The organism is Rhizobium sp. BE258 (assembly GCF_031457345.1).
In the GTDB taxonomy this organism is placed as follows: Bacteria; Pseudomonadota; Alphaproteobacteria; order Rhizobiales; family Rhizobiaceae; genus Rhizobium.
The window spans coordinates 175,597-196,412 of record NZ_JAVDWL010000001.1 but is presented as its reverse complement, the minus strand read 5'-3'; the positions used below and the strand labels follow the sequence as shown (position 1 = coordinate 196,412).

The following is a 20,816-nucleotide window of genomic DNA, read 5'->3' as shown; positions in this document are numbered from 1 at the left end:
CTATTTCGTCCTCCCGGCAAAACCACGCGGGAAGATGCAGATGATGGCGATGACGGCGAGATAGAAGAAAAACTCGCCGAACTCAGGCATCAGGTAGCGTCCTGTCGTATCGATGCCGCCGAGCACGAGACAGGCAATCAGCGCGCCTGGGATCGATCCCGCGCCGCCGACGGAGACGACGACGAGGAAGGTGACCATGTAGCGCAGCGCATAGTAGGGCTCGACCGGCAGCAGCTCCGCCCCAACAACGCCGCCGAACGCGGCAAGGCCAACGGCAACCGCGAAACTCAGCGCGTAGATGATCTCGGTGCGCACGCCGAGGGCCGCCGCCATCGATGCGTTGTCGACGGAGGCGCGCAGTTTCACCCCGAAACTCGTCCGTTCGATCGTGAACCACAGCGCGATGGCGACACCCAATCCGCAGACGATCGCGAAGAGGCGATGAATCGGGATGGTGCGGAAACCGAGATCGGCCGAACCCTGCAGCCCCTGCGGCAGCGGAATGGTCTTTAGCGTCGGACCCATCACATAGTTGGCGATGCCGATGATGCAGAAGGTGATGCCGATCGTCATCAGCACCTGCGTCAGCTCGGGCGCGCCATAGATGCGACGGTAGAGGAAGCGTTCGATCGGGATGGCAATGATGATCGTGCCGATGACGGCGGCGATGACGCCGATGCCGTAGCCAAGCCCGAGATCGCGCACCGCATAGGACGCGATATAGCCGCCGATCATGGCAAAGGCGCCGTGGGCGAGATTGACGACGCGCATCAGGCCCATGGTGACGGACAGGCCGATCGAGATCACGAACAGCACCATTCCATAGGCCAGCGCATCGACGGCTATGCTGAAGACGGTTTGCATGGGTTTGGTGTGGTCCTTGTTCTATACGAGCGGCGACTAGCAGCCCTTGCGCCGCGTGGCCCCCTCATCCGCCCTTCGGGCCACCCCGGGGTCGAGCCGCTCGTCTCGACCCGTCCTTCGGACCCCCGATGGGGAGAAGGGAAATTGGAGCACCACGGTCGCTTCCCCTCTCCCCAGCGGGGAGAGGGTAGGGTGAGGGGGCTCACGGCACAACGTCGAAGTCGAAATCCTCACTTCACAGCGGCAAGGCCCGGATCGCCCTGCTTTTCGAAGGTCTGGATTTCCTTGTTGATGTATTTGCCGTCGGCATCCTTGGCGACTTCGCGCAGGTAGATGTTCTGCGTGATGTGGCGGCTATCGGGATCGATGGAAACAGGTCCGCGCGGGCTCACCCAGGCGAGACCCTTCACCGCTTCGACAGCCTTTGCCGCGTCCTGCTTGCCGCCGGTTGCCTCGATCATCTTGTAGATGACATGCATGCCGTCATAGGCGCCGACAGCCGGGAAGGTCAGTTCGGCGGGGTTGCCGATCGTCTTGCCGGCGGCTTCGACGAAGGCCTTGTTCTCGGGCGAGTCGTGGGAAACCGCGTAATGGAAGGTGGTCAGCATGCCGAGCGCCGCGTCGCCGAGTGCCGGAAGATCGGATTCCTGTGTCAGGTCGCCGGGGGCAAAGAGCTGGATGCCGCCGGTCTTCAGGCCGTTTTCGTTGTAAGCCTTGACGAAGCCGAGCGTCGTCGGGCCTGACGGCAGGAAGGCGAAGACGCCGGTCGCGCCAGAATCCTTGATGCGCTGCATGATCGGGCTGAAGTCGTTGGTCGCAAGCGGCATGCGGATCGCTTCCACGACCTCGCCGCCAGCCTTTTCGAAACCGGCCTTGAAGGCATTTTCCGCGTCGACGCCGGGGCCGTAGTCGCTGACGACGGAGATCACCTTCTTGACGCCCTTGTCGAAGGCGACCTGTGCCATCGGCGTCGAGGTCTGCCATGTCGTGAAAGAGGTGCGTACCACGAGCGGGCTCTTGGTGACGATCGCCGACGTCGCGGCGTTCATGATGACCAGCGGTGTGTTGGCCTCCTTCAGGATCGGGGTGACGGCCATGGCGTCAGGCGTGAAATAGAAGCCGGCCAGATACTGGACCTTTTCCTTGACGACCAGTTCCTGGGCAAGCGCCTTCGACTGCGCCGGATCAGCGGCGGGCAGGTCGCGATAGATGACCTCGACCGTGTTGTCGCCGATCTTGGCGCCATTGGTCGCCATATAGGCGTCGATGCCTGCCTTGAAGTTCTTGCCCTGCAGGGCGAACGGACCGGAAAAGGGTCCGACAACGCCGACCTTGATCGTATCCGCATAGGCGCCCGAGCCCATGAGCATGGCCGCAGCGGCGGCCAGAAGCAGCTTCTTCATTCTTCTCTCTCCCTTTTTCGGCGTACTCCAGCGCCGTATTAGCTCGCAGCTAAAACTTTTCGCGCTAGTTTGTCATGCGAAACGGTAATGTAAAATGAAATAAATGCCAGAATTCATGATCGAACGGTTATGAATTCGCGGCGCCGAGCCTCTGAATGTTGTCCGCAAGCTCGCGTGCAAGACGAAGGGCAGCCCCGGTCGCCACGACCATCTGCGGCAGGACAAGCCATTCCAATATCCAGGCCGCGCCGGAGCGTTCCTGCTCATGGACCATCGACTGGTGGATCGCCGAGATTTGCGTGGCGTTAAAGCGCGCCAGTGCCACTAGCGTCTCGGCGGCAACAGGGTTCTGCTTGTGCGCCATGGCCGACGAGCCACCGCCGCCGCTCAGCGCAATCTCGTCCCCCGCCTGCGCCATCAGCGCGATGTCCTGGCCGAACTTGCCGAGGCTGCCTGTGACAAGCGACAGCAGTCCGGCGAATTCGGCGATGAAGGCGCGCTGGCTCTGCCACTGCGGCAGGTCGGTGAGGCCCAGTTCCTGGGCGAGCGAACCGCGCACGGCGGCCGCCTTGCCGCCAAGTTTTTCCAACGTGCCGGCAGCACCACCGAATTGTAGCGGGAAGCGCAAATCCGTCAGCCTTTCGCGATAGCCGTCGAAGGGCGTGCGCCAGGCGAGCAGCCGGTCGGCAACGGTGATCGGGATTGCCGCCTGCATGCGGGTGCGGCCCATCAGAGGCTTTGCACCGAGGCTTGTTTCCAAAGCGGCAAGCCTGACTTCGATGGCGGTGAGCCGTGCCGCAAAAATGAAGGCGACGGGCTTCAGCCGCAGCATCAGGCTGGTGTCGATCACATCCTGGCTGGTGGCCCCGGTATGGACGTGATGGCCGGCCTCGCCTGCAGCGGCGCGCAGCTGGCGTACCAGCTCGGGGATGACGACGCCATCGCGGGCGGTGGCAGTGCGCAGGGCCGGGATATCGGCGGCAAAGCTTGTGCATGCGGCGGAAATGGCTTCGGCAGCGGGCAGGGGTATGACATCATGAGCCGCCTCAGCGCGCGCCAGCGCCGCCTCGAACTGCAGCATGGCGCGGATATCGGCTTCCGCGGTGAAATAAGCTGAGGTCTCCTCATCGCCCAAAAGGCCGGAGAGGAAGGGGTGGTCGAAGGCCGTTGCGCTCACTGTCGTCTCTTCTTTCATGGCCGGCCGCTGCCGCCTTATGGCGGCAGAAAGCCTTGAGCCCGTCGAGACGTCAATAGCCGATAGACCTCAAGCCTATGCCTTGGCTGGCTTCTCGACAGGCAGGATATTCGGTTCGCTGGTCTCATCGACGCCACGGGCCTTGGCGACGAAGGAGAACTTCTTGCGCATGCCGAGGATGGGTTTCTCGATCATGTGCCAGGAAATCACTGCCACCGCCATCGCTGCGCAGATGCCGATCGCATAAAGCGCCAGCGCGCCGGTTTCCGGCACCAGGAAGACACCCGGCGCCAGGCCGATCAGGATCTGCAGGAAGGGGTCGTGATAGAGGTAGACGCCGTAGGAATAATCGCCCTTGTGGAAGACGGAGGGCAACGGCACCGGTGTCAGCCCGATGAAGGTGGTGATGTAGACCAGCGCCGGGATGACGATGATGCGGTTCGGTACCGTCTCGATCGACGAGCTGTTGAGCACGAAGACCGCGCCAATCGCAATCGCGGCGCAGACGGCAAGCAAAGTGCGGCTGTGCGGGATCACGTCACGCAGCTGATAGGCAAGAATGCCGAGCAGGAAGGCAAAGACCAGCTGGGCGCCGCGGCTGACGAAGATCGTGCCGAGCACCAGGTTGACGCGGTAGGGCAGGTGCGGTCCCAAGGCCTGGATCAAAAGACCGGCGACGATGAAGCCTGCGGTCAGCAGAGCCGTCTTCCGCCAGGAAGAGATGATCGAGGTCATCATCAGGCCGGACATGATGATGTAGCAGAAGATCTCCCAGGGAACCGTCCACAATGCGCCGTTGACGCGATGCGTCGGGTTGTTCTCGAAGACGCCCGGCAGGCTGTAGTGGATCCAGCCTATGATGTTCAGGAAATATTTGAAGAAATCGGCGCTTGAGAAATAGGCGCTGAGCGCGACAGGCGTCAGCAGCGGGCCGATGATCAGGGCGCAGACGACGATATCGACGGCAAGCGCCGGCACGATACGCAGCCCGCGGTTCAGGAGGAAGTTCTTGAGACTCAGCCGCTGGGCGCTGCCTGCAATCAGGAAGCCGCTCAACGCAAAGAACATCGGCACCAGCGCATATTCCGCAAACCACAGTGGCGTGGAGCGGAAGAATTCGTCATTGCCGGTCAGTAGGAAGGAGTGCGCGAGGACAATTGAAAAAGCGAGCGCGATTCGCAAGAAATCAAAACCTGGACCGAGGCCCCTATGCGCCGCCAGGACGTGTCCGAAAGTTTTCTGCATGTTTCCACCATCAACGTTTCAGCCCGTCCGTTTCATACCGCGGCGCAGCATGAAAGCCAACCCGCTTTACGCGGATGCAGCATGGAAAATACATTCCCGGTTGTATTTTGAATTGCGCGTGCTTAACGAAAGCCGGCTGCTGCCGGATTTCCGAGATCAGGCGAAAATCCAGCGGCAGTAAAGCTTGTCAGATATCGAGAAAGACTGTCTCGTTTTCTCCTTGCAGGCGGATGTCAAACGTATAGGTTGCGCCATCGCGTGCGGCAATAAGTGTCGCCACGCGGTCGCGGTGCTCTATCCGCTGCAGCAGCGGGTCGGCAGCGTTGGCTTCCGATTCTTCCGGGAAGTACATGCGGGTGTGCAGGCCGAGATTGATGCCGCGTGCGACAATCCAGAAGGTGATGTGCGGCGCTTGTTTGCGCCCGTCCTTGAACGGCACCTTGCCGGGCTTGATGGTCTCGAAGCTGTAGACGCCGTCCTCCGCCCGGGTCGGGCAACGGCCCCAGCCGGTGAAATTCGGATCGGCGGCGCCGCGCATTTCCGAGGGGCTGTTATAGAGCCCGGCGCTGTCGGCCTGCCAGATCTCGATCACCGCATCGCGCACCAAAGCGCCGGCACCGTCGAAGATCCGGCCCGTCACGGTGATCCGCTCGCCCGTCGTCTTGTCGTTGACCATCGCGGTGCCGAGGTCGCCGTCATAGACACCTGATATGTCGCAGAAATTCGGCGTGAGACCGATATGGACATAGGGTCCCGCGGTCTGCGATGGCGTTTCCTTGAGGTAACGGATTTCCTGGGCCATCAGTTGCCCTCCAGCTTGTTCTCGAACATCGTCGAGCGGCGGCCGCGCAGCACGATGTCGAATTTGTAGGCGCGGCTATCCATCGGAATGGTGTTGCCCCAATCCATGGGGGCGATCAGCTGTTCGATCGCCGCCTTGTCGGGGATCGTGCTGACGATCGGACACTTCCAGATCATCGGATCGCCTTCGAAATACATCTGGGTGATCAGGCGCTGCGAGAAGCCGTGGCCGAAGACCGAGAAATGGATATGTGCCGGGCGCCAGTCGTTGACGCCGTTCGGCCAAGGATAGGCGCCGGGCCGCACGGTGCGGAAATAGTATCGGCCTTCCTCGTCGGTGATCGCCCGGCCGCAGCCGCCGAAATTCGGGTCGATCGCTGCCAGATAGCTTTCCCTCTTGTGGCGGTAGCGCCCGCCGGCATTGGCCTGCCAGAACTCGACCAGCACGCCTGTTTGCGGCCGCCCGCGCTCGTCCAGCACCTGGCCGTGAACGATGATGCGCTCGCCGATCGCGCTCTCGCCGGGCTTGGCATAATTGTGGAGCAGGTCGTTGTCGAGTTCGCCGATCATGCCGTGGCCGAAGACGGGGCCGGTGATCTCGGAGATCGTGCCGTCGAGAGACAGCAGGGCGCGCTGCGGCGAACGCAGGATCGAGGTCTTGTATCCCGGCGCAAAGGCAGGCGGATGCCAGGCGTGGTCGCGGGCGAAAAAGGCGCCTGTTTCGGGCTTGCGGTTCGGTATGTCGGACATGGCTTCCTCTTATGCCGCCTTATCAGCGTCCATCTGTTCGAAGACCTGCTTGGCAATCTTGATCGCGTGATTGGCCGCCGGAACACCGGCATAGATCGCCACATGCAGCAGCGCCTCGCAGACATCGTCGCGGCTGGCGCCTGTATTGACTGTGGCGCGCACATGCATCGCCACTTCATCGTCCTGGCCGAGAGCGGCGAGCAGCGCGATGGTGACGATCGAGCGCTCGCGCTTGGAAAGCGTTGGGCGCGACCAGACATGACCCCAGGCGGCTTCGGTGATCAGGTCCTGAAACGGTTTGTCGAAATCCGTCGATCCGGCCTCGGCACGGTCGACATGGCTGTCGCCGAGCACGGCGCGGCGCGTCGCCATGCCCTGCTTGTAGCGCTCGGAGGCGCGCGAACTGTCACTCATGGGCTCTTTTCTCCATGCAATGCGAAATCGATGAATGCGCGAATGACTGACGTCAGCGCTTCGGGCTGCTCGATGCAGGGGATGTGGCCGGCATCGAGAATGATTTCGAAGCGCGCGCCGGGGATCAGTTGCGCCAGCGACTTGACGAGGTCTGGCGGTGTCGATCCGTCCTGAGCGCCGACGATGCAGATCGTTGGTACGGCGATGGTCTTTGCCGCTTCGGTAAAGTCGGCGTCGCGCACGGCAGCGCAGGTCGCGGCGTAGCCGGCCACCGGCTGGCGGACCAGCATGTTGCAATAGCCGTCATAGGCGGCGTTCTCAGGGCGGCGGAAGGCCGGCGTGAACCAGCGCTCCATGATCGCGTCGCACATGCTGGCTATGCCATTCTGCTCGACGGCCGCAATGCGGTTGTTCCAGCTCTCGGCCGTGCCGATCTTGTGCGCGGTGTCGCAGAGGATCAGCGCGCTGACGAGATCGGGACGCTGCTGGTAGAGCGACTGCGCGATCAGTCCGCCGACGGACAGGCCGCAGATGATGGCCTTCTTGATATCCAGCGTTTCGAGCAGGCCGATGAGATCGGACGCGTGGTCCTCGATCGAATAGGGCGTCTGGCCGACATCGGAAAGGCCATGGCCGCGCTTGTCATAGAGCAGGATGGCGAAATCGCCTGCCAGGCGGACGACGACATCACGCCAGATCCGGAAGTCGGTGCCCAGCGAATTGGCAAAGACCAGGACCGGCTTGTCGGCGGGGCCGCCGATAACCTGATAGTGAATGGCGATGTCGTTGACGCGGGCAAACTGCACTGGAAACTCCTCCGGACAGGAAATTGAAGGTTTAATCTGGTTAGGTAAAATGATATTTCGTGGCTTTCCGATAACTCCGGAGTTATGTGATCGATGATCGACGGCCGCATAAAGTTCCGCCATCTGCAAACCTTTGTCGAGGTCGCCAGGCAGAAAAGCGTGATGAAGGCGGCCGAGCTGCTGCATGTCAGCCAGCCCGCGGTGACTAAGACGATCCGTGAGCTGGAGGAGGTTCTCGGCGTCGAGGTCTTCGAGCGCGACGGCCGCGGCATCAAGATCACCCGTTACGGCGAAGTATTTCTGAAGCATGCCGGTGCTGCTCTGACAGCGCTGCGGCAGGGGCTCGATTCCGTCACCCAGGAGCGTGTCGGCGACGCACCGCCGATCCGGGTCGGGGCCTTGCCCACCGTGTCGACGCGCATCATGCCGCGGGCCATGGAGCTGTTTCTCAAGGAGAATACCTGGAGCCGGCTGAAGATCGTCACCGGCGAAAACGCCGTGCTTCTGGAGCAGTTGCGCGTCGGCGATCTCGATCTTGTCGTCGGCCGTCTTGCCGGGCCGGAGAAGATGACCGGCTTCTCCTTCGAGCATCTCTATTCGGAGCAGGTGGTCTTTGCCGTGCGCGCCGGCCATCCGCTGCTGAAGACCCGGCAATCGCATTTTGCAGCGCTCGCCGATTACACGGTGCTGATGCCGACGCGGGCTTCGATCATCCGGCCCTTCGTCGAGAGTTTCCTGATCGCCAACGGTGTGCCGAGCCTGCCGAACCAGATCGAGACCGTTTCAGACAGCTTCGGCCGCGCTTTCGTGCGTGCGAGCGATGCGGTCTGGATCATCTCGACCGGCGTCGTCGCCAAGGATATCGAGGATGGGGTTCTGGCGGTGCTGCCGATCGATACCAGCGAGACGAAAGGCCCGGTCGGCCTGACGATGCGCACCGATGCGATCCCGTCTCTGCCGCTGTCGATCCTGATGCAGACGATCCGCGAGGCGGCAGACGAGGTTTCGGCGAAGACCTGACTTTTACCAGGCGAGCGCTTTGCGGCCGATCAGTGCTCCAAGCGTTGCGACGATGACAATCGCCAATCCGTACCAGACGGCAACGAAGAGTGCGCCGTCGTTCTTGCAGACGAAGGCATAGGCCGCCCCGCCGATCGTTCCGGCAAGGAATCCTGCCGACAAACCGGCGCGCAGGGGCTGCGTCGGCACGCCGCGCTTCAGCACGCCGAGAGCGGCAGCAAGCGCCGGAAGCGATAGAAGCACGATAGCGCCGACGCAGCTTGGCACCGCACCGCCATGCCGGCCCAAAAGCGGAAAGCTGGAACCATCGAGTGCCAGCCCCATGGCGAGCACCAGGAAGCCTGGAATGAGCATCATCCAGGCAGCGCCGCCGCTGTCAGGCTCGCCCGCCCGGCGAACCAGCGCCAAGCCGCCAGCGGCCAGAAGCAGCATCGTCGCGAACTTGAAGAGAAACGGCGCGCCAATCAGAACGGCAGGCAGATTGGGGCGGATGCCGAACAGGCCGAGCGCCAGCGCGATCGACAGCAGCAGTGAGAAACCGCCCGCCAGCATCAGCAGACGATCGAAGCGCAGGCCCTGCGACGGTTCCTCCTCGGCGGCTTCGCGCGCCAGGCTGCGGATCAAGGCGGATGTGTCTTGGGCGGATTTCATGATTTGCCTTTTCTTGCGTAGCCAGGCCCCGGATCGGCAAAGGCCGTCAGGCGCTGAAGCGCGCGATGCAGGGTGACGCGGACCGCGCCCTCGCTGGTCTTCAATCTCGCAGCCGTCTCGCGAACCGACTGCCCCTCGATCGCCAATGATGAGACGACGTCGCGCTGGCCGGAAGAAAGGCTCGCAAGCGCCCGGTCCATATCAGGCATGTGGCGGTCGCCCTGATCGGGTGCGGCGATGACATCCGAAAGCTCGTCGAGCGTCACGTCGCAGCGGTGGCGCGCCTCGCGGCTGCCCTTGCGCATGGCGTCGCCGATCTTGTAGCGGACGATTGCGTGCAGCCAGGGTAGGAAGGGCCGGCTATCGTCCCAGCGGTCGCGCATCATGTGCAGGCCGAGCAGGGCTTCCTGAACGATATCTTCTGTCTGGTCGGTCCCCATGCCGAGCCTTGTCAGCTTGCGGCCGACGAGCACGCGCAGCGTTCGCCCGATATCTTCGAGCAGCGCTTCGTAGGCTCCGGCATCGCCGCGGCGAGCAGCGCGCATGGCATCCGCCCAATTGTCTTCGCGAGGGGTCATGATCGTCTTTTCGCTGTTGTCAGCGTTTCGTTACATGGACTGGTGAAAAAATTGAGGCCGTCACAAAAGCGTGATAGTGTTGCGGACCTGAAATGCCGGTCGAATAGGGCTTTTGAAGCGACGTGCTTCATCACGAAACGATACGGACGTCAGATCATGAACATTTTCCAGAAGGCCGCTTTTGCTGCGGCAACATTTATTGCTGCGGTCTCTTTTGCCGGTGCCTCCTCGGCAGCCGGTGAGGCGCCGGTCAAGGCGCGCAACGTCGTGCTCGTCCACGGCGCCTATGCCGACGGCTCCAGCTGGTCGAAAGTCATCCCGCTGCTGCAGAAGGCCGGGCTGCATGTGACCGCGGTGCAGAACCCGCTCACCTCATTTGCCGACGACGTTGCCGCCACCAAGCGTGCTCTTGCCCTTCAGGACGGCCCGACCGTGCTCGTCGGCCATTCCTATGCCGGCATGGTGATCAGCGAGACGGGCGTCGATCCCAAGGTCTCGGCCTTGGTCTACGTCGCCGCCCGTGCACCTGATGCCGGTGAAGACTATCCGGCGCTTGCCGCAAAGTTCCCGGCTCCTCCCGCAAGCAAGGGCCTGGTGCATAGCGGCGGCTTCGCGCAGCTGAGCGAGGATGCTTTCGTCCATGATTTCGCGGGTGATTTGAGCAAGAAGGACGCGCTCGCGCTCTACGCCGTCCAGGGCCCGATCTCCGATACGCTGTTTTCGACCAAGACGACGCAGGCTGCGTGGAAGACAAAGCCGAGCTGGTACGCCGTTTCGAAGAACGACCGGACGACCAATCCGGATCTCGAGCGCTTCCTTGCCAAGCGCATGAACGCCACCAGGGTCGAGCTCAATTCCAGCCACGTATCGCTGATTTCTCATCCGCGCGAGATCGCCAATCTGATCCTCGCGGCCGCCGGATATCCGGTTAAAAAATGAAGACAGCGGGGCCGGACGCAGCCCGCGTCCGGCCCCGAATAGCCGGCTCACCAACTCCCGGCTGAGCTGCGGTGGCGCGTGCGGTGCACAACAGTTGAATTTGCCCGCACATTAAGCCAAACTCATATTTCCAGGGCACTCGGCAAAAGCTTGCTTTGCCGAGCATTATTCGTATTTTTGGTTGCATTAATATCTCGCACGAAGGATGCGAATCAGGGCGGCGCAACTCAAAGGTTGAAATGGCTTTTCTCGTAGAAACGTTTGGACGTCTGCGGCTTGCCGACGCGGAAGGCAACGATATTGCTTTCCCCGAGAAAGGCCTGCTGCTCGTCGCCTATCTGCTGACGCTCGAAAAGCATGCGGCGCACCGCACGATGGCTGCCGATTTTCTGTGGGGCAATGAGGATAAGGCGATCTCGCTGTCCAACCTGCGCAAGACCATCTCGCGCATCAAGGCCCGCCAGGAGCAGCTCGGCACCGAATTCCTGACATTCACCGAAAGCTCCGTCTCCCTCGATCCATCGTCGCTGAGCGCCGACTTCGTTGCGCTGCAGGCAACAGGCGAGCCGATGGCCCGGCTGGCGAAGCTAACGAAAGCAATGGGCCAGCCTTTCCTGGGGCAGGTCAATTGCCAGAGCCACGTTTTCGATGGCTGGCTGAAGGATCAGAACTACCGCCATTCCGGCGTGCTTCAGGATACGCTGAAAGCGGTTTCTTTTCCCGTCGAAACGACCGAGGAATGGGAGGTTCTGAGGAAAGCCGGGCTTCTGGTGTTTCGCGACGAGCCGAAAGACCCGGACATGCTGCGCCTGCTGCTCGATATTTTCGATGCGCAGGAAGAGGTCGAATATATCCGCGACTATATCGAGAAGCGGAGAAATTCGATCGCGCGCGGCCTCGATGCCGTGTCGCCCACCGTTGGCAATGGCAGCAGCAAGCTGGAAGCAAGACCGGTAGGTACCGCAGCAGGGGATGGGATCGAGGGTCTGTCACTGGAAAGGGCAGGGCGCCCGGCCATTCCCCGCCTGGTGCTGCTCGCGCCGCGCAATCTCTCCAGCAATCCGCAATCGGTGATGATTGCCGCCTCGCTGATCGAGGATATCACCATTGGTTTCTGCGCCTTCAACAGTCTGCAGGTCATCGCGCCGCATTCGGCCGTACAGATCGGCCATCAGAGCGAGGACCAGACCGCATTTTTCGAACGGCACGCCGTCAATTATGTGCTGGAAACCCAGATCACCGGTTTCGACGAGGTCAAGCTCTTCGCGCAGCTGATCTTCTTCGACGACAACCAGATCGTCTGGGCCGAACGCTTCAGCCTCAATCAGGCCGATCTCTTGCGCGACAGGCGGGTGATCTCACGGCGCGTGGCGCTGTCTGTTTCCAGCGAGATCGAGCGGCATGAGGCGACGCGCTCGTACCTTGAGCTCAATCCGGCCGCCTATCATCAATATCTGGTTGGCAAGCAATACCTCGGGCGCCTGACGCTGCCCAACCTGCGCCGTGCGCGCAAGGAGATGCGCTCGGCACTGAAGGCGACGCCCGATTTCGCACCGGCGCTGAGCTCGACCGCCAGAACCTATTCGAAGGAATGGCTGCTGACAGCCCGCGGCGATATGGAACTTCTGAAGTCGGCAGAGGAATTTGCGACCAAATCCATCGAAGCGCGCAACGATCTGGCCGACGGCTACCGCGAATTCGGTGTCGCCAAGTTGCTGCAGGGCGCTTTCGACGACAGCGCAGAGGCGATGGAAATCGCCGAAACCCTGTCGCCGCACTATGCCGACGTCATTGCCGATCATGCCGATACGCTGGTGCATTGCTCGCGCCCCGGCATGGCGCTGCAGAAGATCGAGCGCGCGATCGAGCTCAATCCGCTGAGCCCCGATCCCTATCTCTGGACTGCGGCCGGCGCCAACTATGCGCTCGGCGAGTTTTCCGCGTCGATCGACTATATCAGCCAGATGAGCGATCCCAGCCTGGCAGACAGACTTGCTGCCGCCAGCTGGGCGATGCTTGGCAACAAGGACAAGGCGCGCGTTCTGGTGCGCCGCGTCCGCGAGGCCAATCCGAACTTCGATGTCGATAAATGGTTGTCCGCCGTTCCGAGCAAGGAACAGTGGCACAAGGACCTTTATCGCGAAGGACTGAAGAAGGCAGGCTTTTAACGTCAACTCTGGAAGAGGGAATAAGAGCATGACCAAAGTTGTTGTAATCAGTGTTGAGGGTGAAAAGGGGCTCTGGGTGGCGGATCTCGGCCGTGGCACGGTCACGCCGCTGAGCGTGCCGAAGGCTGGCGCACTTGCCGAGGCTGCGGCTCTCGCCGCCAAGGGCAGCGTCATCACCAAGGGCGTCAATCTGGCCGTTGCCGTCAAGTCGGCGGATACTGTCGCAGCCGGCCACTACGACGGCTAGTCACGCCTTAAGACAACCAGCATCACAATCGCCGATGTGAGCAGCGAGCGGCGCTGCTCACACAGGGTGGTCGTGCGCTTTGGAGCGCTATTCCACCGGCCCGCATGGGACGCGCCGGGCGATGCCAAAAAAACCGCTACTTGAGCGGCTTTGAATAGATACGGTGATTGGGAGATTGCCGGTAGTTGGCCGACCGGTAGTAATCCGCCGCGACCCCCTCATTTTGCGACAGCAGCCATGTGCTCGAAAATCCGGCCGCCAGCGCTTCTTCCTCCAGCAGCTTCAGCAGCGCGGTGCCGATGCCCTTGCCCTGGTGGGCAGGCATGACGGCGATCTCCGGAATATAGAGCATGCAGCCGGTTGCCGCTGTGTGCGGGTAGCCGATCGCAAAACCGTGGAGATCCTCGCCATCAAGCGCACCGACCCCGAGCCAACCCGGCGTCGTCGACAGTTCCACCATCCGGGCGTTTGCCCGCTTGATCGTCCAGTGTTCGTGCCATGGCGCGGCACTATAGGCTTCGACGATGATGGCGGCGCCCTGAAGCGCCTGGTTTTTATTGATCCGCTTGAAAACGACTGTCATGGCCACTGTCTAACGAAGCACCAAGGGCGATGCTGATGAATATTATGAGCGCCGGTCCTAAACAACTGGTTGCTGTATTTTTTACCGCTCAATTGTGGTCTAAAGTTGTGAATGGTGCCGTTCTACACGTCTTTTCCCGGTGCCGCGACAATTTGACGGAGCACTAATCTTCAAGACGACGCCATCGCCGCCTGCCATTGTCGTCTATCGGCGATTGGAGGGCACATGCGCATAGGCTTCATCGGTCTCGGGATCATGGGGACGCCCATGGCCCTCAATCTGGTGCGATCGGGGCGCGACGTCATCGTCTGGAACCGCTCTGCGGAAAAGGCAGCCGTTCTCGAAGCTGAAGGCGCCGAAGTGGCGGCAAGCGTCGCGGCCCTTTTCGCAGGCGCTGATGTGATCATCCTGATGCTGGCGACGGATGTGGCAATCGATGCGGTTCTGCAGCGCGGAACCCCTGCCTTTGCCAGCCTCGTTGCCGGGCGCACCCTCGTTCACATGGGCACCACGGCGCCTGATTATTCAAAGACACTGGAAGCGGACGTGCTTTCAGCAGGAGGCGCCTATGTCGAGGCGCCGGTCTCAGGATCGCGTGTTCCGGCCGAGGCTGGCGAGCTTGTGGCCATGCTGGCGGGAGCGCCTGAAACAGTCGAAACTGTGCAGCCCTTGCTCCAGCCGCTCTGCCGCGATGCGATCGTCTGCGGCGTGGTTCCAAACGCGTTGCTGATGAAGCTGGCGGTCAATATCTTCCTGATCTCGACTGTGACAGGTCTCGCCGAGGCCGCGAATTTTGCCGCCAGCCACGGCCTCGACCTGCATCTCTTCAAGCGGATTGCCGATGGCGGCCAGATGGCGAGCGGCATCTTGAGGCTCAAGAACGCCAAGCTTGCAGAAGGCGATTTCTCGCCGCAGGCGGCGATCTCCGACGTGCTGAAGAACAATCAGCTGGTTGTCGATGCCGCGCGGCGGCTGGGTATCGCTTCACCGCTGCTCGATGTCTGCCGCGCGCTTTATGCCGAAACCGAAGAGATGGGTTTCGGAGGGCTCGACATGGCTGCCGTTATCAAGGCGATCGCCGCCCGCGCGGCGAAATGCTAGGCCGGTTTCTCCGTGGGTTTTTCCACGGCCGCCAGCGCTTCCATCAGCGCCGCCTTGACCTTGCTCCTCTCGCCGGGCTCCAGCTGCGACATGTTGAGGTGGAGATCCAGACCGGCAAAATGCTCGCTCATCACCCTTGAATGACCGTCGTTACCGAGGAGTAGGCCCTGCACCTCGTAAGGCACGATATCGCGCTGGATACCCTTCATCGTAATCGGCGCCAGCGGCACGGCTTCGACGATATCCTCCACCAGCGCATAGGTTTCATAGCTCATGACGATCTTGCCGCCCTCGGCGATTGATTGCAGCCGCGCCGCCAGATTGGCCTCGGCGCCGATGATCGTATAGTCCATGCGATCGGTGCTGCCGAAATTGCCGACATTGCAATAGCCGCTGTTGATGCCCATGCGCACGATGAAGGGCTCGGCCGTACCGTCGCGTCGCCATTTCGCCTTCAGTTCGCCGAGGCGTTGCTGCATATCAACGGCCATGCGCAGGCAGGCTTTTGCATCTTCTGCCGCCCCCTTGGTTTCGGGGTCGCCGAAGAAAACCAGGATCGCGTCGCCGATGAACTTGTCGACGGTGCCGCCGTGTTTCAGCGCGATCTTCGACATCTCCGTCAGATATTCGTTCAGCATCTCCGTCAGCGCTTCCGGCTGCAGCCGCTCGGTGGTTGCGGTGAAATCCTTGATATCGGAAAAGAAGATCGTCAGCCGCTTGCGCTCGGTCTGGATGACGACGTCGCGCTGGCCGCTGAAGATGCTCTTGTAGATCTGCGGCGAGAGATAGCGCGAGATCTTCAGCGAGATGCTGGCCAGGAACTCGTTGGTGGATTCGAGATCGCGGTTGAAGGCGTGCAGCACCGAAGCCTGGCGGCGCTGCATGACGATGAAGGACGCGCCAAGTACCGCGACGCAGATGAAATAGGCGAGCAGATATTTGAAGGCAAAGACATTGGCCGCAAAGGGCTGACGGATGATCACTTCCTGAATGCCTCTGACATCGCCTACCTTCCAGTCGGTCTTCGGGCTCTCCGGATGGGTGTTGTGGCAGGCGACGCAGGCAGGCCCCATCAGCACGGGCGTGACGAGACGGAAGATATTGGTGAAGCCCGAACGCTTGTTCTCCGTCATCGTCTGCTTCGGATTGGTGCGAAGCGCGGTGAGCGCATCGCTCTCGAATTTGTCCAGATCGTGCGATGCCCGGTTTTTGAAGGGAAGATCGGAGACGAAGCGGTAGGTGATATTCGCCTGCTGCTCCTTGATGACGTCGCCGAGTTCCAGCGATAGCGTCGCCGGTATCGGAATGGCGCCGGGAATATTGGCGTAGTTGTGGGAGAGGACCGTCCCGTTTTCCTGGCCCGCCGCGTGGGCTGCGAGAATCCGGCCGACGACGTTGGTCGAGTAATAGGAGCGGATACTCGTGATCAGCGAGCTCATGTCCTGCGCCTGCCGGTGCACGGCATCGCGCGACAGTGTGCTGACATCAAGCCAGGCCGCAAGCGGCAGGCCGGCGAGCATGATCAGCGTCACCAATCCGATCAGATGCGCGTTCTTGCGCGCTGTCGATATTTCCTTTTCCCGCGTCGCCACGATCTGCCCCACCCGCTGATCGATATCAAAACCCAAGGGCGACAGGATCGGCCATCGTATTTCAGTTGTCGAGCATATTCATCGGTGGGCCGCCTTCCGTGGATGGCGGAAGGCGTGTCGTCAGTAGGGCAACCCGACATAGTTTTCGGCAAGCGCGGTCGAGGCGGCGGTCGAATGGGTCAGATAATCGAGTTCGGCTTCCTGGATCCTCTGGCCGAAATCGCCGGTATCCGGGAAGCGGTGTAGCATCGTCGTCATCCACCAGGAGAAGCGAACGGCTTTCCAGACGCGCGACAGGGCGCGCTGCGAATAGACATCGATCCCGGCGCTTGAATGCTCGGCGTAATATTCGGCGATGCCGGAGAACAGGTAATGGACGTCGCTCGCGGCGAGATTCAGCCCCTTGGCTCCGGTCGGCGGCACGATATGGGCCGCGTCACCGGCAAGGAACAGCCACCCGAAGCGCATCGGCTCGGCGACGAAGGAGCGCAGCGGCGCGATCGATTTCTCGAAGGACGGTGCCGTCTGCATCGCCTCGGCGTGATGGGCAGGCAGGCGGCGGCGCAGCTCGTCCCAGAAACGCTCGTCGCTCCAATCCTCGATCTTCTCGTCGAGCGGACACTGGATGTAATAGCGGCTGCGGCTTTCCGATCGCATCGAACAGAGCGCAAAGCCGCGCGGATGATTGGCATAGACGAGCTCGTGGCTGACAGGCGCGACATCGGCCAGGATGCCGAGCCAGCCGAACGGATAGATCTTCTCGAAGGTGCGGATCGCCTTCTCCGGCACCGCCTTGCGGCTGGCGCCGTGAAAGCCGTCGCAGCCGGCGATGAAATCGCAGTCGATGCGGTGCGTCACGCCGTCTTTGTCATAGGTAACGTAGGGCGCGGCACCGTCGAAATCGTGAGGCGTCACATTGGCCGCTTCGTAGATCGCCAGCGCGCCGCTCGCCTCGCGATGTTCCATCAGATCACGGGTCAACTCCGTCTGGCCATAGACCATGACGCGCTTGCCGCCGGTCAGTCCATGGAGATTGATCCGGTGATCCCTACCATCGAAGGCGAGCGAAAAACCGTCATGCGGCAAGCCATCGGCATGCATGCGCGCGCCGGATTTCGCCCGGTCCATCAGCCCGACGGTACCCTCCTCGAGCACGCCAGCGCGAACCCGGCCGAGGATATAATCCTTGGCGGCGCGGTCGAGGAGGACGTTGTCGATCCCGGCATCAGTCAGCAGCTGGCCGAGCAGCAGACCGGCGGGGCCTGAGCCGATAATGGCGACTTTGGTGCGCATGGTTCCTCCTTGCATCCTCTTGCCCGGATTTTGCGGAACGCGGTGGCCCGCAGCAATGGACATTTCGCGCCAGAAATTGCACTTATCGAACGTGGCAGGAGGATGCGGCCATGACGAAATTCGTCCCGACCTATGAGCTCTATGGCGAGAACACCGGCAGAAATCCCGATTTCTGGCTGCATTGCGAGACGATACCATCGCGCAGCAGCTTGCATCATTGGGAGATCAAGCTGCATCGCCATGAGAGCTTCTTTCAGATCTTGTACATCAGCGCCGGATCCGGCGATGCGATCTTTGGCGCAGAGCGGCATGAGATCACGCCCAACACGGTGATCACCGTGCCGCCGGGGCTGAACCATGGCTTCCGGTTCTCGAAGGATATCGACGGCTTCGTCATCACCGTGCTTGCGTCGCATCTGAAGGCGCTGCCGGGTGGCCGCAGCCCGCTTGGCGAATGGCTTGCCCGCCCGCATCTGACGAGCCTGCACCGGGACGATCCGGACGCAGTCTATGCCGGGCAGACGCTCTCACGCCTTGGTGCCGAGTTCGCGGGACGTGGCAGTGGCCGCGCCGATCTGCTGGAAGCCTATGTGACGATCGCGCTGCAGCTGACGATGCGGCTCTCCGGCAGTGATGCCGGGCAGGCTGGCGACGAAAACGGGCGGCGGATGGAATTGCTGAACGGCCTGATCCAGCAGCATCTGAGATCCCACCGGCCGGCCGCCTTCTATGCCGGTGAGCTCGGCGTCTCCGCAACGCATCTGAACCGCATCGTCAAGGCAGCGACCGGGCAGGGCACGCATGAGATGATTGCGCATCGCCTGACCGATGAGGCCAAACGCGAGCTGGTCTTCACCTTCGGCAGTGTCCAGGAAATCAGTTACCGGCTCGGCTTCGCCGATCCCGCCTATTTTTCCCGCTTTTTCCTGAAGCAGACGGGCGAGACGCCGCGGGCCTGGCGGATTGCCGAGCGGGCGAAGCTCGGCATGTGATCAGCGCAGGACCAGGCGAAGGGCGGCCTGTGTTTCCTTCAGCAGCGGCAGATAGCGCGCTGCCATCTCCGACGCTGCAACATGAGCGGCGGGGGCGCCGATGTTCAGCGCGCAGATCAGCTGGCCGCGATCGTTTTCCACCGGTACGGCGATCGAGCACAGGCCGAGCTCCAGTTCCTGATCGATAACCGCATAGCCCTGAGCGCGGACGCGCTGGAACTCGGCGATCAGCCTTTCGGGATCGGTGATCGTGCGCGGCGTACTGGCCTTGAGATCGCTGCGGGCGAGAACGGCGCGCGCCTCGGGCTCGGGCAAGGCGGCCAGCAGCACGCGGCCCATCGAGGCGCAATAGGCGGGCAGGCGGCTCCCCGGCGTCAGGTTGATCGACATCACCCGCTTCTGCGAGGCCCGTGCGATATAGAGGATCTCGGTGCCGTCGAGCACCGAGGCCGAGGCACTCTGCCCGGCCTTATCCGACAGCTGATCGAGATGCGGCTGCAGGATGGCGGGCAGCGGCGTCGCCGAGAGATAGGCGTGGCCGAGGCGCAAAACCTTCGGCGTCAACGTGAAGAACTTGCCGTCGTAATCGGCATAGCCGAGTTCGGAGAGCGTCAGCAGCGAGCGCCGCACCGTTGCGCGGTCGAGGCCGGTCAGCTTCGCGGCATCGGTAATCGATAGCCGCTGATGCATCTCTCCGAAGGCTTCGATGACCTTCAGGCCTCTCGCAAAGCCGCTGACGAAGTCCGTTTCGCGCATTCGATCCGGTCCAGAATCTCTGTTGCTGGCTCGATCGAGCCTAGCGGTTTGCTAGCACGGCATTGCTCTCCGGCAAAGCTGGGCGCCCGCTATCGGAAGTGGACTTCAAGATGCTGGCGATCTTGCGCGACGACCCGGCAGGCGGTTTCGAAGCGATCGCCGGGAATGCCTAGGGTGAATTCCGGCGGGATGCCCGTTGCGTTCGAGACGGCAAGGCTGGCGCCATCAGGTCCGAGAGAGCGGATCGTGCAATCGAATGTCGAGCGCCTGTCATTGAAGATGATCACGCCCGCTTTGAGCACCCGGCGCCGCTCGCCGGCTTCTGATGACGAGGCCGGGGCGGAGGAAGCGCAGCGATTCCGGCCCGCCTGCTTGGCCCGGTACATGGCGGCGTCCGCCTGCGCCAGAAGCGTATCGATGTCCTTGGCGATGATCGACATGCCAGTTATTCCGAAGCTGGCCGTAACGCGGATCGCGTTGTCGGCAACGGGAACCGGACTGGCCTCCAACGCGCCGCGCAGCTTTTCGGCCACGGCGAGAGCCGCGTCCCGATCGGCATGCGGCAGCAGCACCGCGAATTCTTCGCCGCCGAGCCGCCCGAGGATATCGCCGGCACGAATTTGTTCCCGGCAGGTCGCGGCAACCGCCTTCAAAACCGCATCGCCAGCCGAATGGCCATAGGTGTCGTTGACCTTCTTGAAATGGTCGACATCGAGCACGATGCAGGCCGCATCATGCTGATGCCGGGTGGCAAGCGAGAGAAGGCGGCGTGCTTCCTCATTGAAGGCCCGGCGGCTGAGGACGCCCGTCAAGCTGTCGGTCGCGGCAGAGCGTAGCAGCTCGACGCGATCCATCGCGATACCGGCGATTTCTTCCAGGATGCCGAGGTCCTTGCTGCCGAAAGAACGCGGTCTGCGGTCGATGGCGCAGACCGTTCCGACCGTATGGCCGTCGCGGGTCTTCAAGGGAACGCCGGCATAGAAGCGGATATGAGCCTCGCCTGTGACCGCAGGATTGGCCGCAAAGCGCGGATCGCGCGTGGCATCCTGGACGACGATCGGCTGTTCGTCATCGACGACATAGCGGCAGAAGGTGTCTTCCCGCGGCATCTCGTCGTTGGTCAGGCCTGAGCAGGCCTTGTACCATTGACGGTGCGCATCGATGAACGAGACGATGCCGATATCGACGGAGAAGACCTGCTTGAGGAGACGGACGAGCCGTTCGAAGCCCTCGTCTCTCGGCGTATCGAGCATATCAAGCTCGTCAAGCGCATTGAGGCGCTCCAGCTCGCGCTGCGCCGCCTCGACCGATGATCTGCCAAATGCCCTAGCAACCGCCATTTGCCACCTCTTTTGCGAGCAAATATGCGGGCTAATTGTAAATAACGGGTAATGTTTCCAAACCACATCATATAATCA

Annotated in this window: 21 protein-coding genes; 6 read left to right on the top strand and 15 right to left on the bottom strand. The window is 61.9% G+C overall.

The features are described from left to right. From J2X43_RS01055 to pcaD, 8 genes are all read right to left on the bottom strand, one after another. Positions 1-864, bottom strand: coding sequence for a branched-chain amino acid ABC transporter permease (locus J2X43_RS01055; RefSeq protein ID WP_112386665.1), 864 nt, complete (start codon positions 862-864; stop codon positions 1-3). A 230-nt stretch (positions 865-1,094) separates the two neighbouring features. Next, the gene (locus tag J2X43_RS01050; RefSeq protein WP_112386667.1) at positions 1,095-2,267 is read right to left on the bottom strand and encodes an ABC transporter substrate-binding protein; all 1,173 of its coding nucleotides are present in this window, start codon (positions 2,265-2,267) and stop codon (positions 1,095-1,097) included. Positions 2,268-2,394: 127 nt separating this feature from the next. Further along, a complete protein-coding gene (locus J2X43_RS01045) occupies positions 2,395-3,444 on the bottom strand; it encodes a 3-carboxy-cis,cis-muconate cycloisomerase (RefSeq protein WP_112386750.1) in 1,050 nt (349 codons plus the stop codon). Positions 3,445-3,537: 93 nt separating this feature from the next. Further along, positions 3,538-4,707 carry an acyltransferase gene (locus tag J2X43_RS01040; protein WP_112386668.1) on the bottom strand — a complete coding sequence of 390 codons (1,170 nt, stop codon included), beginning with the start codon at positions 4,705-4,707 and terminating at the stop codon, positions 3,538-3,540. 187 nt (positions 4,708-4,894) lie between these two features. Continuing rightward, positions 4,895-5,509, bottom strand: coding sequence for a protocatechuate 3,4-dioxygenase subunit alpha (gene pcaG, locus J2X43_RS01035; RefSeq protein WP_112386669.1), 615 nt, complete (start codon positions 5,507-5,509; stop codon positions 4,895-4,897). Further along, positions 5,509-6,258, bottom strand: coding sequence for a protocatechuate 3,4-dioxygenase subunit beta (gene pcaH, locus J2X43_RS01030; protein ID WP_112386670.1), 750 nt, complete (start codon positions 6,256-6,258; stop codon positions 5,509-5,511). The genes pcaG and pcaH overlap by 1 nt, the downstream gene beginning before the upstream one ends. Positions 6,259-6,267: 9 nt before the next feature. Then, positions 6,268-6,672, bottom strand: coding sequence for a 4-carboxymuconolactone decarboxylase (pcaC, locus tag J2X43_RS01025; RefSeq protein WP_112386671.1), 405 nt, complete (start codon positions 6,670-6,672; stop codon positions 6,268-6,270). Beyond that, the gene (gene pcaD / locus J2X43_RS01020; RefSeq protein ID WP_112386672.1) at positions 6,669-7,478 is read right to left on the bottom strand and encodes a 3-oxoadipate enol-lactonase; all 810 of its coding nucleotides are present in this window, start codon (positions 7,476-7,478) and stop codon (positions 6,669-6,671) included. The genes pcaC and pcaD overlap by 4 nt, the downstream gene beginning before the upstream one ends. 93 nt (positions 7,479-7,571) lie before the next feature. Between pcaD and pcaQ the strand changes: the two genes are divergently transcribed. After that, positions 7,572-8,498 (top strand): pca operon transcription factor PcaQ, encoded by a 927-nt coding sequence (pcaQ, locus tag J2X43_RS01015; RefSeq protein WP_112386673.1) that lies wholly within the window; start codon positions 7,572-7,574, stop codon positions 8,496-8,498. Between the two features lie 3 nt (positions 8,499-8,501). Here pcaQ and J2X43_RS01010 read toward each other — a convergent pair whose 3' ends face one another. Then, positions 8,502-9,149, bottom strand: coding sequence for an NrsF family protein (locus tag J2X43_RS01010; RefSeq protein ID WP_112386674.1), 648 nt, complete (start codon positions 9,147-9,149; stop codon positions 8,502-8,504). Beyond that, positions 9,146-9,727: a sigma-70 family RNA polymerase sigma factor gene (locus J2X43_RS01005; protein WP_112386675.1), complete on the bottom strand. Its 582-nt coding sequence runs from the start codon at positions 9,725-9,727 to the stop codon at positions 9,146-9,148. The genes J2X43_RS01010 and J2X43_RS01005 overlap by 4 nt, the downstream gene beginning before the upstream one ends. A gap of 156 nt (positions 9,728-9,883) precedes the next feature. Here J2X43_RS01005 and J2X43_RS01000 point away from each other — a divergent pair, with 156 nt between their 5' ends. From J2X43_RS01000 to J2X43_RS00990, 3 genes are all read left to right on the top strand, one after another. Further along, complete coding sequence (locus J2X43_RS01000; RefSeq protein ID WP_112386676.1) at positions 9,884-10,666, top strand: alpha/beta fold hydrolase; 783 nt, start codon at positions 9,884-9,886, stop codon at positions 10,664-10,666. A 239-nt stretch (positions 10,667-10,905) separates the two neighbouring features. After that, positions 10,906-12,834: a hypothetical protein gene (locus tag J2X43_RS00995; protein WP_112386677.1), complete on the top strand. Its 1,929-nt coding sequence runs from the start codon at positions 10,906-10,908 to the stop codon at positions 12,832-12,834. A gap of 28 nt (positions 12,835-12,862) precedes the next feature. Continuing rightward, positions 12,863-13,081, top strand: a complete 219-nt coding sequence (locus J2X43_RS00990; RefSeq protein ID WP_112386678.1) for a hypothetical protein — start codon at positions 12,863-12,865, stop codon at positions 13,079-13,081. Positions 13,082-13,217: 136 nt separating this feature from the next. On the opposite strand, the gene J2X43_RS00985 is transcribed toward J2X43_RS00990, so the two are convergent. Continuing rightward, on the bottom strand, positions 13,218-13,664 hold the full coding sequence (locus tag J2X43_RS00985) for a GNAT family N-acetyltransferase (protein WP_112386679.1): 447 nt from the start codon (positions 13,662-13,664) through the stop codon (positions 13,218-13,220). Between the two features lie 225 nt (positions 13,665-13,889). Between J2X43_RS00985 and J2X43_RS00980 the strand changes: the two genes are divergently transcribed. Next, a complete protein-coding gene (locus tag J2X43_RS00980) occupies positions 13,890-14,765 on the top strand; it encodes an NAD(P)-dependent oxidoreductase (RefSeq protein ID WP_112386680.1) in 876 nt (291 codons plus the stop codon). On the opposite strand, the gene J2X43_RS00975 is transcribed toward J2X43_RS00980, so the two are convergent. Together J2X43_RS00975 and pobA are read right to left on the bottom strand one after the other, a co-directional pair. Beyond that, a complete protein-coding gene (locus J2X43_RS00975; protein ID WP_112386751.1) occupies positions 14,762-16,285 on the bottom strand; it encodes an adenylate/guanylate cyclase domain-containing protein in 1,524 nt (507 codons plus the stop codon). The two genes, J2X43_RS00980 and J2X43_RS00975, sit on opposite strands and share 4 nt — an antisense overlap. 192 nt (positions 16,286-16,477) lie before the next feature. After that, the gene (gene pobA, locus J2X43_RS00970) at positions 16,478-17,650 is read right to left on the bottom strand and encodes a 4-hydroxybenzoate 3-monooxygenase (RefSeq protein WP_112386681.1); all 1,173 of its coding nucleotides are present in this window, start codon (positions 17,648-17,650) and stop codon (positions 16,478-16,480) included. A gap of 110 nt (positions 17,651-17,760) precedes the next feature. Between pobA and J2X43_RS00965 the strand changes: the two genes are divergently transcribed. Beyond that, positions 17,761-18,642 (top strand): helix-turn-helix domain-containing protein, encoded by an 882-nt coding sequence (locus J2X43_RS00965; protein ID WP_112386682.1) that lies wholly within the window; start codon positions 17,761-17,763, stop codon positions 18,640-18,642. Here J2X43_RS00965 and J2X43_RS00960 read toward each other — a convergent pair whose 3' ends face one another. Then, positions 18,643-19,398: an IclR family transcriptional regulator gene (locus J2X43_RS00960; protein WP_112386683.1), complete on the bottom strand. Its 756-nt coding sequence runs from the start codon at positions 19,396-19,398 to the stop codon at positions 18,643-18,645. It abuts the gene before it with no gap. 89 nt (positions 19,399-19,487) lie between these two features. After that, the gene (locus J2X43_RS00955; protein ID WP_112444353.1) at positions 19,488-20,738 is read right to left on the bottom strand and encodes a sensor domain-containing diguanylate cyclase; all 1,251 of its coding nucleotides are present in this window, start codon (positions 20,736-20,738) and stop codon (positions 19,488-19,490) included. Between the last annotated feature and the right edge of the window lie 78 nt (positions 20,739-20,816).